We start from the raw sequence: 11908 nt of genomic DNA on the forward strand, positions 1-11908 counted from the left end.
AAGATCTTAACTGACAAGCATTACCGCTAATGCGGGGATTCTCGTTGCTGACGGGCGCAGTTACTTAATGCCCATTGCATCCTTCAGCGTAAAGAACAAGTCCGTCTGATCGGTCAGGCCCACCACGTTAGCCGCATAAGGACCATAGGCCGCGATACGCAACTGTGTGCCGGTATGCCCCTGAGAATCCTCTTCAGAGTTACCGTAGCTGATGGTCATGACCGCACCATCTTTGGTGTTTACCGCCTGCGTCAGGCCCGGCGCTTTGCTGCCATTTTCAATAATCTGGCTGCTGTGCGCATGATCTGCGGTTACCACCACCAGGGTATCACCATGCTCACGAGCAAAGGCCAGCGCCTGCTGCACGGCCTCATCCAGATCCACGGTTTCACCAATCTGACCACATGGGTTTGCTGCGTGATCCTGTTTATCAATCGACGCACCTTCCACCTGCAGGAAGAAACCCTTTTCATTGGTGCTCAGCAAATCAATTGCCTTTTTGGTCATCTGCGCCAGTGTCGGTGTTGATGCCGGGCGATCTTTATTCACTTCACAGGTCACTACGGGTTTATCAATGTTGCCGTGATAGCTGGCTTTTGGCCCTTGCCAGCGAACCGGCATATTGCCGTCGGAGAACAGACCCAGTACCGGTTTGCTTTGGTCGGCCTGTTGGATGGCATTCATGCCATCCAGGTTATCGACCAGCTGGAAGCCCAGCGCCTGAGCCTGCTCGCGCAGAGTTTTGCCCTGATACTCACCCGATTTGGCGCTTTCAGAGAATGATTTCGCCCCGCCGCCGAGAGTGACATCTGGACGGGTTTTCAGCATCTGCTCGCTAATGGATCCTTTACCGCCCTGCTCCAGCGCATTGGTTGGACAGAGTTCGCTGGTTTTCTCCGGGCCATAACATTTACGCGACGTGACATGCGCCATCAAAGCCGCGGGCGTGGCATCCTGCAATTCTGCAGTTGAGACGTTGCCAGTGGCTTTGCCGGCAGCTTTCGCCAACTCCAGAATAGTGACCTGATCCTTGCCATTGACGTCTACGCCGATGGCACCGTTATAAGATTTGGTGCCCGTTGCCCAGGCGGTAGCGGAGGCAGCGGAATCTGTCACGTAGTTCGGTTTGTGGGTTTTCTTGTCTAACGAGTAGTGGGTGTACTGGCCGGTTAACGGCAGTGCATCAATGCCTGGAAAAAAGCCACCTGCGCCCATCGCCTGATTTCGTGCGGCGGTGATTTCCGAGTCGCCCATGCCATCGCCGATCAACAAGATGACGTTTTTGGCCGTGGTATTGATGAGTGAGGCTTTCAGCGCTTCGGTTTGGTCGCTGCTGAGGCGGCGCGCGCCACCGTGTTCGGTGATATCACCGGTGACGGCGCGGGTATACATTGTTGAATTTGCGACTGCTGACGTCGCGATGAGTGAAGCCAGCAGAGAAACCGTGAAAAGAGGTATGTGTTTCATTTATAAGCATCCTTATCAGTAAATATAACCAAATGTTTCCGCAGACAAGTCTGCGACAGTCTGGTGACACTTTTGTGGCAGGGAAGGAATAATTTGATGACAGAACACCCAGTTCGGTGAGAGATGCAGCAAGCTGCACAGAGCTTAAGCGGATAGAACAAAAGGAGAAAATAGGGCTTGACCGTTTTCAGGTAACTCCCTATAGTAGCGCCCCGTTGACCCAGTGCGGTTGGCAGAAAAAATGTGGTGAGATGTCCGAGTGGCTGAAGGAGCACGCCTGGAAAGTGTGTATACGGCAACGTATCGGGGGTTCGAATCCCCCTCTCACCGCCATCATTTTGAAGAAGAGCCTGAACGAAAGTTCAGGCTTTTTTTTGTCTTCAAATCAGCCACATCAATAACTTACCTGGCCATCCCCGATTACCATCGCCCGGAACTTGTCTCTGAGTGGGTCTTTGATCTGTGCGTTCCAGGCCAAACCTGTTTGCCAATGCGTATGTTCACCCTCCAGCGGCAATAGCCTGACGCCAGCAGGAAGGATGTGTTTCACACTCGCCGGCAATAACGCGACACCATCCCCTGCCGCCACTCGTGCCAGCAATGTCTGGATATCATCGGCGGCTGCAACCCTACACGGCGGAAAACCTTGCCCGCACAGATAACGCTGCGCCTGAGCCGTTAAGCCATTGCCGCGATCGGGTGAGAGCTGGAGCAGTTGGTGAGTTTCAATAAACACTTTCGCTTCGGCCAGATCGGAAGGCTGGTCTGCCGTGATCGCCAGCACTAAGCGCTCCTCATCCAGCACAAGACTTTGCAACGGTTCGGTTACCGGCAAGCGCACAAATCCAATCTGCAGTCGCCCTTCCATCAGTTGCTGGCATTGCACCGCAGAAGGCATGTCGTTTAATAACACCTGCACGCCAGGATACGCAGTGCGGAACGCCGCTACCCTTTCAGGTGCCATGCGAAAGGACGAGATACCAAATCCAATGGTCAACGTTCCCGTCTGGCCCTGCTGCCGTTCCGCTATCGAGGCACAAAACTGCGCATGACGCTCCACGATATCCCGCGCACCGGACAAAAACTGCTCTCCCGCCACAGTGAGGCGGGCGCCATGCCGCCCGCGCTGGAAAAGCGTGACACCCGCAAGGTGCTCAAGCGTTTGGATTTGTTTCGTTAGCGCGGGTTGCGTCACGCACAACTGTTCAGCAGCAGTGTGATAAGCATGGGTTTTAGCCAACGTAACGAAGGCACGGAGCAGTTTAATATCCATTCCATTCGGTTATCGAAGTGAGCGAAGTTGTGATTATACACGGTGGATTTCTCTCTGGTGAAATAGCACGCCATTCCCCTACGAGAGAAATCACCATGAACAAACAGCTTCGTGTTGCCACCGTACAGTTTTGTCATCGCGCCGGAGACAAGCAGTACAACTTAGCGCTGATGGAACAGTTTATTGAACAGGCCGCTCAGACAGATACTCAGGTTTTGGCTTTTCCTGAGATGTGTATCACTGGTTACTGGCATGTGCCACAGCTCTCGCATGATGAGGTGGCAGCCCTCGCCGAGTGCAGCGATGACAGCCCGTCACTGGCACGGATAGCGGCGCTGGCAGAGCGCTATCAGATGGCGATCGGGGTGGGTTATATTGAAAAGCATCAAGACGGCCGGCTCTACAATGCTTACGCGGTTTGCATGCCTGATGGTCAACGCCCTATACATCGTAAGATCCACGCTTTCGAGCATCCATCCATTTCCCAGGGGAATGCATTTACGGTGTTTGATACGCCGTGGGGTGTACGAATAGCGATTCTTATCTGCTGGGACAATAACCTCACCGATAACGTTCGCGTCACCGCCCTGCTGGGTGCCGATATTTTGATTGCGCCACATCAAACGGGCGGCACGCACTCGCGCAGCCCCTTCGGCATGAAATCCATCCCTGTAAGCCTTTGGGAAAACCGCCAGCAAGACCCTGAAGCGCTGGAAGCCGCATTAGTGGGTGACAGCGGGCGAGGCTGGTTGATGCGCTGGCTGCCCTCGCGTGCACACGATAATGGACTGTTCATCCTGTTCAGTAATGGCGTAGGACTGGATAACGGTGAGATCCGCACCGGCAATGCGATGGTGATTGATCCCTATGGTCGCATCGTCAATGAAACCACTTCATTCAGAGATACGCTGGTGAGCGCCGATCTGGACCTTTCGTTACTGGCGATGTCTACCGGACGCCGCTGGATTCACGGCAGACGGCCAGAACTTTATCACCTGCTCTGTGAACCACAAGGTTATGAGCGGGATGCACGCACTGCACGATTTTCCGAAGATGTTCCTGTGTTCGATCACAAAATGGCGCATAAAACATCTTTAGATAAAAAATAAAGCCACACGAGGCGTAAACCTTTCGAGTTTTATTTATACCGACGCTGAAGATATCTGGTTGAGGTAAATACCAACTTAGGAAAAAAATAAATGAAAGGATTCATGCATTATGGGGTTTTTATCTTCATACTGACGTTCACATCATTAGCTGAAGCAGTCATTAAAATCCCCTTTAAATTAGATGAAAGTGCATTACCGATTGTCACGCTGAATATTAACGGTCAGTAGGGGGAGTTTATGCTGGATACCGGCTCTGCATTTGCTTTCCATTTTGATCCGGCGTTTATACGACAGGTGCCGTGGCTAAAGCCGTTAAAGGATAAAGTGCGCACCACCGATCTGACCGGCGAGGTGTTCCTGAATGATAAATTCATGTTTCACCATGTCTCGGTTAATGGCATGAGCTTTGAGAACGTTGAAGGTGTTTCCCTGAGCCCATGGGGACTGACGCTGCATCCTGACGGCAAAAGACCGGAAAGTATGGTCATCGGATTGGGGCTTTTCCGGCAAAAGGTCCTGATGATTGATTACCCGCATCGCCAGTTCACCGTGGCGAATCGGCTGGAGGATTTCACTATCGACCGCCAGCAATGGTTAACGCTGCCTTTAACGATCACAGATGAAGGCATAATCATTGAGGTCATGAAAAATAATGAGAGTTTTAATATGCTGCTGGATACCGGTGCAACACTCTCGATGTTATGGAGCAAACGTATAAATAGAACAGATAACGTTTTTCCTTGCAAAGAATTCATAGCCAAAATGGATGATGAAGGTTGTCAGGCGACGCAAATCAATATCAAACAGGCCACATCCGGGAAAATAAATATCGAGGCGATCCTGGTGGAGGATATTAATTCACAAATGGTAGCGGATGGTTTATTAGGCACTAATTTTTTACAACATCATCGTGTTCTGATCGATTTTCCTGCCCAGCAGTTATTGATACGCGCCAATGAACCTGGCTGAGCAGCCATAAAAAAACCCGGCTTGCGCCGGGTTTTGCTTCGCTACACTCTCAATCAACTTCTCAATCGTTAACCGTAAGCCAGCAGCGTGCGCTGGCAAAGTGCCGAACGGACGCAGTCGTTTTTGTCGAAACGCACCACACCAATCATCTCGTCTTCTTCGAAACGCGCCAGCGCATCGGCCAGACCAGATTTGACGTGGGACGGCAAGTCACACTGGGTGATATCACCGTTGACGATAACCGTCACGTTCTCGCCTAAGCGTGTCAGGAACATCTTCATCTGTGCCGCAGTGACGTTTTGTGCCTCATCAAGGATCACTACCGCATTCTCAAAGGTACGTCCGCGCATATATGCGAAGGGCGCAATCTCTACCTTGGCAATTTCAGGCCTCAGGCAGTACTGCATAAAGGAAGCGCCGAGACGTTTAACCAGAACGTCGTATACCGGTCGGAAATACGGGGCGAACTTCTCGGAAATATCTCCAGGAAGGAAACCGAGGTCTTCATCCGCCTGCAGAACCGGGCGCGTCACAATAATCCTTTCGATATCCTTATTGATCAGGGCCTCAGCCGCTTTGGCTGCGCTAATCCAGGTTTTACCGCAACCGGCTTCACCGGTGGCGAATATCAGCTGTTTCGTTTCTATGGCATTAAGATAGTGCGCTTGAGCTTCATTTCTGGCTTCAATCGGACCACGATCGCGTGAATCACGCGCCATGCCAATTGAGTCCAACCCACCCATCTGCACCAGCGAAGTGACCGATTCTTCTTCACGCTGACGGTGACTGCGAGAATCACTACGAACGACTCTTCTTGCTTCACGACGCGCTTTGATCACTGCTTTCTGTCTTCCCATAGTGGCACCTTACAGTTGGTTTCATTTATCGCGGCGGATCACCCGCGGCGATGACTTGAACGCTTTAGAGGTTTGTTTGGCTTCCTTGTAAGCCGGGTCTGGCCATTGAGAGTAGTGTGCAACAACGACGAAGCGCTGAAGCGCACCGGTAAAGAAATGGCGATAGTTCGGGAACGATAATTGAAAAGTGAAGAGGATACTTTGGAGGGAAGAAATCCCCCGCAGTGTACTGCGCTAGCTCAAGTGTATTTAACTGTCCATAGAAGGACCGGGTCATGCGCGAACTCCAGTGGACATAGCCACACAACTGACAACGCTTATGAGTAAAGTGCATCATATTAACCATGCTTTGCAACAGTATTTTTACGTCACGACAAAGAAAAACAGATAAGCGAAGCATGAGAATTTTCGTCTTAAATTAAATTATCCCTATTTTTCAGTTGGATGGATTATTTGACGCGCGACGAACTTTTTCGGAACATTCGGAAGTGGAAGCGACCATGGGAAAGTTTACGGTCGGTGAAAAAAGCGCCAGCACAACCTTATCGCTGCGCTGGCGCGGTGCGTTTATTAATCAGGCCTGCAGTAAAGGCTGGCCAAGGTAATGTTTTTCGTCAGGGACGCCCGGCAAAACGAAAAAGTATCCGCCGCCAATCGGACGAATATATTCTTCCAGCGCTTCGCCATTGAGACGTTTTTGCACCGTGATAAAGCCTTTGGCTAAATCATGCTGATAGCAAACGAACAAGAGTCCCATATCCAACTGCCCCGAACCGGTAATCCCTGAGGAGTAACTGTAACCCCGGCGCAGCATTAAACTGCTGTCGGTTTCCGGCGTGCGTGGGTTGGCGAGACGGATATGCGCATCCAGCGCGATGACATCGCCATCCGGATCTTTACTGTAATCCGGCACGTCATGTTCCTCTTTCATGCCCAGCGGCGCACCGGAAAGTTTCTCACGACCGAATATGGTTTGCTGTTCACCCAGCGGAGTGCGATCCCACATTTCAACGTGGAAACGAATGATACGCACCGCCTGATAACTACCGCCCTGCGTCCAGGCAGGTTCCTGCTGGTTCGCCGTCACCCATAGCAATTGATCCATGAGCGCAGGGTTATGCGTATCAGGGTTGGCGGTGCCATCTTTGAAGCCCAGCAAATTGATAGGCGTTTCCTTGCCATGGCTGCGTGCGGCATGATCGGCAATAAAACCATCGCGCCGCCAGCGCACGGCCAGCAGATCGGGCGTGTACTTGATGATGTCGCGCAGTGCGTGAATCACCGTGTCTTGCGTATTGGCGCAGATTTGCAGCAGTAGATCGCCGTGACATTGATCGGCATCCAGCGAATCGTTGGGGAAGCGCGTCATGCTTTGCAGTTGCGTCGGTTTGTGTGCACTTAAACCAAAGCGCTCATCAAACAACGAGGTGCCCACGGACAGCGTCATGGTGAGATTATCGGGTGCGATATCAGCGCCAAGAATGCCGGAATCCATTGGCGGCAGCTGCGGGTTGGTGACAACTGGCGCAGCGCCTCCTTTGGTCAGGAAAGCGAAGCGCTCTGTGAGCAGACGGAACAAACGTTCGAGGTCACTTTTGTCACTGGCTAAGACGTCAAAAGCCACCAGCATCATGGAAGCCTGCTGCGGGGTGATAATGCCAGCCTGATGCGGGCCATAGAAGGGTTGCGCCTGCTGGCGCGCATCGGGTGCAACCGTGCCGGGAGAGAAGCTGTCAGCCGCGGCTGCCGTATGGAACGGACAGCCGCCACTCAGGGCAGCCGCGCCGCCCAACATGCCTAATCCCTGTAATAAACGACGACGCGACGGCTGCGCCGCGTCATTTTTATGGCTCATGATTAGTCGAGACCTAAAGTACCGCGCAGCAGGGAGAGATCTTCCGCCAGAGTGGTGATCGGCCCTTTCAGCGCATTGCGGTCAGCGGTAGTCAGTTTCTCATAAGATTCGAAACCGTCTTTGGTGCGGTATTTGCTGAGGATGCTGTCCACTTTCTTGAAGTTGGCATCGACTTTCGCCAGCAGCTGCGGGTTAGCTTTTTGCAGTTGTGGGCGCAGCAGATCAACGATTTTCTGTGCACCGTCGATATTGGCCTGGAAGTCAGACAGGTCGGTACGGCTGTAACGATCTTCTTCACCCGAGATTTTGCTGGCTGCCACTTCTTCGATCAGGCCTGCTGCGCCGCCGACGACTTTCGCCGGAGGGAATGCCAGTTCGCTGATGCGGGTCTGCAGATCTAGCACGTCCTGATTCAGTTTAGTGGCAAACTCTTCAGCACCTTTGGTGGTTTTGTCGGCCCAGAGGATTTTTTCGATGCGGTGGAAACCGGTGAATTTCGGGTCTTCGGCTTTTTTCTCGAAGTCATCTTCACGGGCATCGATGCTGCTGTCCAGATCGGAGAACAGTTCAGCAATCGGCTCGATACGCTCGTAGTGTGCACGGGTCGGTGCATACAGCGCTTTGGCTTTTTCCAGATCGCCCGCTTTTACTGCATCGGTGAAGGCCTGAGTGCCCGCCACCAGCTCTTTGACTTCGCTCATCACGTAGGTTTTGTAGTCCGTGATTGGGCCAGCCAGCTGCATGATGTCGGTTTTGCCTTTGGCAGCGGTTTTCGACTCACCCGATACCACCAGTTTGCCTTTCGGGTTGGTCAGTAAGCCACAGGTCATGTCATATTCGCCTGCTTCGAGGTTCGCGGTCAGTTTCTGGCTAAAACCCGGCGCGATGTTTTCACGCTCTTCAACCACCATCACCCCTTTCAGGATTTCCCACTCCAGCGCTTTCTGGCTGTTGTTTTTGATGATGAACTGGGTTTTACCCGCCTGCACATTGAGTGACATCGGCTCACACTGTTTGTCAGTGACGGTAACCGTGACTTGCGGGATGGATGCAGCAGATGCAGCGCCTGAGAGAGCCAGCATTGAAACCAACAGCGCCTTACGGCGGAAGCGAATCGTCATAGTGATATCCCTGTTACATGGAAGAACAGGCGCGCAATCGCGCCTGATTTAATTTCAGCGTGTGGTGCGTACAGCACTGGCCGTTGGGCGCGCCGGGAAGAAGAACAGCAGCAGCGCCGGAATCAGGTAGATAAGCCAGGCCGCCACTTCACTGACGCTTGGCGTTTCCTGATAACCGAGAATGCCTTCCAGCAGCGTACCGACCACCGAGTGGGTGGAGAGCGTGTTGCTGAGGTCAAAAGCAATGTCCTGGAAGTGGTTCCAGAGCCCTGCTTCGTGGAAAGCACGGATCGCACCTGCCGCGAGGCCTGCGGCAACAAAGAGAATGAATAAGCTGGTCCAGCGGAAGAAGCTCGCCAGGTTGAGGCGGATACCGCCGTAGTAGAGCAGCATGCCCAATACAATCGCCGTTAACAGGCCAAGTACCGCACCAATCGGCGGCGCGTAGCCGACATCCTGGGTGAAAGCGGCGAGCAGGAAAAATACCGATTCCAGTCCTTCACGAGCAACGGCCAGAAAGACCATGAGGACCAGCGGGAAGCCAGCGCCGCCCTGTTTTTGCAATGCCTGATCCACCGAGCGTTCCAGTGTGGCTTTGATGTTGCGCGAGACTTTGCGCATCCAGAACACCATGGACGTGAGGATGACCACCGCGACGACCGCCACGATGCCTTCAAACAGTTCTTGTTGTTTTTGCGGGAATTCGCCGGTGGTTTCATTGATGAAGATGCCAAGGCCTAAGCAGAGTGCTGCGGCAATGAAGACCCCCGCCCACATCGCGGGGAACCACTGTGTACGCTGGGTGCGTTTCAGGTAGCTGGCAATCAGGCTGACGATGAGAGCTGCTTCAAGACCTTCACGCAGCATAATGAGAAACGGTACGAACATCACCAACCTCTTGATTGTTAAGCAGGGTAAACCTTAGGTAAAAATACGTAAAGTGCAAACGATATCGATTATCATTATCGCGGGTAAAATTACAAGTCACTTAATGAAATTATTTCTCATTTGCGGGGAGGGCGACGGATTAGATGACAAGGGGTGGCCAAGGTTTAAGCGATGGTTACTGCAGATATAATGCGGAGCGATCGCTGCTGGTTTGGTGCAGGGTTATCGCTGCACGTTTGGTGCAGGGTTATCGCTGCACGTTTGGTGCAGGGTTATCGCTGCACGTTTGGTGCGCAGCCCACTAAAGGCCATCCCGATCGCGAAGAAACCACGCATCCCTGCAGATCGGCCGCGCCGTCCATGGCGCGGACGCTTCGCTCTTCGGCATGGCCTTTATTGGACGTTTGGCTATGGCATTGCTTTGAATTGAGGGTTTAAGCCTTGATTATTCGATACTAAAAACCGCCGTTTAACAGTCGGCAGTTCAAAGTGCGGACGCTTCGCTCCTCGGCATGGCCTTTATTGGACGCTGAGCTATGTCATCGCTTTGAATTGAGCGTTGAAGCCTTGTCGATTCAATAAAAAAGCCCGCCGTTTAACGGGCGGGCTTGATGTATCAGAGAGCACATTACTTCGTGTTGAATTCCGCTTCAGCCGCAGCAAAGCGCGCTTGCGCTTCTTCTGATGGGCCTTTGCCGATTAGGCTGAACACCACAATCGCGATGCTGGCGAAGATGAAGCCAGGAATGATTTCATACAGTTCGGTGTAACCATACTGTTTCCACAGCAGCACCGTCAGTGCACCAATCACCATCCCTGCCAGCGCGCCGTTGCGTGTCATACGCTTCCAGCACACCCCGAACAGGACAACCGGACCGAAAGCGGCACCAAAGCCCGCCCATGCATAGCTGACCAGGCCCAGCACGCGGTTTTCCGGGTTGGCCGCCAGCGCGATAGCGATCAACGCAATCAGCAGCACCATCAAACGCCCTACCCACACCAGCTCTTTCTGGCTGGCATTTTTACGCAGGAAGCCTTTGTAGAGGTCTTCTGTCAGGGCGCTTGAGCACACCAGCAACTGGCAGCTCAGGGTGGACATCACCGCTGCCAGAATCGCAGAGAGCAGGATGCCAGCAATCCATGGGTTAAACAGGATACGCGCCAGTTCAATGAACACGCGTTCGCCGTTCTGGCTTACGCCTGCCGCTTGTTCAGGGTGGTTCTGGAAGTAGGCGATACCGAAGAAGCCTACCGCCACGGCACCCGCGAGGCACAGGATCATCCAGGTCATGCCAATACGACGTGCAGTGCGAATCGAGTGATGTGAATCCGCCGCCATAAAGCGCGCCAGGATATGCGGTTGTCCAAAGTAGCCCAGGCCCCAGCCGAGTAAGGAGATCACGGCAACAAAGTTGAGCCCTTTCAGCATGTCGAGGTTTTCGAGGCTCTTGGCTTCGATAACCGCCAGTGAATCATCGAAACCACCTACCGCGATAATCACAAACACCGGGGTGAGGATCAGCGCGAAGATCATCAGGCTGGCCTGCACGGTATCTGTCCAGCTCACCGCCAGGAATCCGCCCACCAGCGTATAAAGGATGGTGGCAGCAGCACCGGCCCACAGCGCGGTTTGGTAATCCATACCGAAGGTACTTTCAAACAGACGTGCACCCGCAACCACGCCAGATGCGCAATAAATGGTGAAGAAGATGAGGATGACCACAGCGGAGATAACACGCAGCAGCTTGCTTTTGTCCTCGAAACGGCTGGAGAAGAAGTCCGGCAGCGTTAAAGCGTTATCGTGATGTTCGGTCTGCACGCGCAGGCGACCTGCCACAATTTTCCAGTTCAGCCAGGCACCGATAGTCAGGCCAATGGCGATCCAGCTTTCTGAAATGCCGGAAAGGAAGATGGCACCGGGTAAGCCCATCAGCAACCAACCGCTCATATCTGATGCACCCGCTGACAGTGCGGTGACCACGCTGCCTAAACTGCGTCCACCCAGAATGTAGTCGTCAAAGTTTTTGGTTGAACGGTAGGCAATAAAGCCAATCAGCACCATTCCTAGGATATAAATTACAAAGGTCACCAACATCGGTGTACTTATACTCATACTCTCTCCACTTATTATTTAATCCGTTAAGAGAAATCTTTTTCCTGCGTCATCGGAACGTGATAACGCAGGGCTTTACCGCATCCAGAGAAAGCGATTTCTCTTAAGGCGCGGTATCCTGCCGCAAAGGGGCGGCGCGCACAATGCATTTAACACAGCTGTCACAATGGTTTCACCTGACTTCGATGATTTAATGCCAATAGGTTGCACGCGCTCACACTTTAAGTTGCACCTTATTCAACATGAGAGTGCTCTC

Annotated in this window: 9 protein-coding genes and 1 tRNA gene; 3 read left to right on the forward strand and 7 right to left on the reverse strand. The window is 52.8% G+C overall.

Features of this window, described 5'->3' with window-relative positions:
• Nucleotides 1–60: 60 nt before the first annotated feature.
• The gene (phoA, locus tag VI01_RS10770) at nucleotides 61–1467 is read right to left on the reverse strand and encodes an alkaline phosphatase (protein WP_045815108.1); all 1407 of its coding nucleotides are present in this window, start codon (nucleotides 1465–1467) and stop codon (nucleotides 61–63) included.
• A 245-nt stretch (nucleotides 1468–1712) separates the two neighbouring features.
• Here phoA and VI01_RS10775 point away from each other — a divergent pair.
• Nucleotides 1713–1800 (forward strand) — tRNA-Ser (locus VI01_RS10775).
• 61 nt (nucleotides 1801–1861) lie between these two features.
• On the opposite strand, the gene VI01_RS10780 is transcribed toward VI01_RS10775, so the two are convergent.
• Nucleotides 1862–2740, reverse strand: a complete 879-nt coding sequence (locus VI01_RS10780) for a LysR family transcriptional regulator (protein WP_045815109.1) — start codon at nucleotides 2738–2740, stop codon at nucleotides 1862–1864.
• A gap of 95 nt (nucleotides 2741–2835) precedes the next feature.
• Here VI01_RS10780 and VI01_RS10785 point away from each other — a divergent pair, with 95 nt between their 5' ends.
• Both VI01_RS10785 and VI01_RS10790 read left to right on the forward strand, forming a co-directional pair.
• Nucleotides 2836–3849, forward strand: coding sequence for a nitrilase family protein (locus tag VI01_RS10785; protein ID WP_045815110.1), 1014 nt, complete (start codon nucleotides 2836–2838; stop codon nucleotides 3847–3849).
• A 237-nt stretch (nucleotides 3850–4086) separates the two neighbouring features.
• The gene (locus tag VI01_RS10790; RefSeq protein WP_052696995.1) at nucleotides 4087–4818 is read left to right on the forward strand and encodes a retroviral-like aspartic protease family protein; all 732 of its coding nucleotides are present in this window, start codon (nucleotides 4087–4089) and stop codon (nucleotides 4816–4818) included.
• A gap of 68 nt (nucleotides 4819–4886) precedes the next feature.
• Here VI01_RS10790 and phoH read toward each other — a convergent pair whose 3' ends face one another.
• The 5 genes from phoH to putP all read right to left on the reverse strand — a co-directional run bounded on the left by phoH (nucleotide 4887) and on the right by putP (nucleotide 11652).
• Complete coding sequence (gene phoH, locus VI01_RS10795) at nucleotides 4887–5675, reverse strand: phosphate starvation-inducible protein PhoH (protein WP_034824330.1); 789 nt, start codon at nucleotides 5673–5675, stop codon at nucleotides 4887–4889.
• 574 nt (nucleotides 5676–6249) lie between these two features.
• Nucleotides 6250–7530 carry an iron uptake transporter deferrochelatase/peroxidase subunit gene (gene efeB, locus VI01_RS10800; RefSeq protein ID WP_045815111.1) on the reverse strand — a complete coding sequence of 427 codons (1281 nt, stop codon included), beginning with the start codon at nucleotides 7528–7530 and terminating at the stop codon, nucleotides 6250–6252.
• A 2-nt stretch (nucleotides 7531–7532) separates the two neighbouring features.
• Nucleotides 7533–8651, reverse strand: coding sequence for an iron uptake system protein EfeO (efeO, locus tag VI01_RS10805; RefSeq protein WP_034824332.1), 1119 nt, complete (start codon nucleotides 8649–8651; stop codon nucleotides 7533–7535).
• A gap of 54 nt (nucleotides 8652–8705) precedes the next feature.
• On the reverse strand, nucleotides 8706–9539 hold the full coding sequence (gene efeU / locus VI01_RS10810; protein ID WP_045815112.1) for an iron uptake transporter permease EfeU: 834 nt from the start codon (nucleotides 9537–9539) through the stop codon (nucleotides 8706–8708).
• Between the two features lie 628 nt (nucleotides 9540–10167).
• Nucleotides 10168–11652 carry a sodium/proline symporter PutP gene (putP, locus tag VI01_RS10815; RefSeq protein ID WP_045815113.1) on the reverse strand — a complete coding sequence of 495 codons (1485 nt, stop codon included), beginning with the start codon at nucleotides 11650–11652 and terminating at the stop codon, nucleotides 10168–10170.
• Nucleotides 11653–11908: the final 256 nt, after the last annotated feature.

The organism is Pantoea sp. SM3, assembly GCF_000963995.1.
In the GTDB taxonomy this organism is placed as follows: Bacteria; Pseudomonadota; Gammaproteobacteria; order Enterobacterales; family Enterobacteriaceae; genus Pantoea; species Pantoea rwandensis_B.

Bases quoted from the DNA above. Each gene is read 5' to 3' on its own strand.
- efeB (WP_045815111.1), bottom strand. From the start codon at position 7,530: ATGAGCCATAAAAATGACGCGGCGCAGCCGTCGCGTCGTCGTTTATTA.
- efeO (WP_034824332.1), bottom strand. From the start codon at position 8,651: ATGACGATTCGCTTCCGCCGTAAGGCGCTGTTGGTTTCAATGCTGGCT.
- efeU (WP_045815112.1), bottom strand. From the start codon at position 9,539: ATGTTCGTACCGTTTCTCATTATGCTGCGTGAAGGTCTTGAAGCAGCT.
- VI01_RS10785 (WP_045815110.1), top strand. From the start codon at position 2,836: ATGAACAAACAGCTTCGTGTTGCCACCGTACAGTTTTGTCATCGCGCC.
- putP (WP_045815113.1), bottom strand. From the start codon at position 11,652: ATGAGTATAAGTACACCGATGTTGGTGACCTTTGTAATTTATATCCTA.
- VI01_RS10790 (WP_052696995.1), top strand. From the start codon at position 4,087: ATGCTGGATACCGGCTCTGCATTTGCTTTCCATTTTGATCCGGCGTTT.
- VI01_RS10780 (WP_045815109.1), bottom strand. From the start codon at position 2,740: ATGGATATTAAACTGCTCCGTGCCTTCGTTACGTTGGCTAAAACCCAT.
- phoA (WP_045815108.1), bottom strand. From the start codon at position 1,467: ATGAAACACATACCTCTTTTCACGGTTTCTCTGCTGGCTTCACTCATC.
- phoH (WP_034824330.1), bottom strand. From the start codon at position 5,675: ATGGGAAGACAGAAAGCAGTGATCAAAGCGCGTCGTGAAGCAAGAAGA.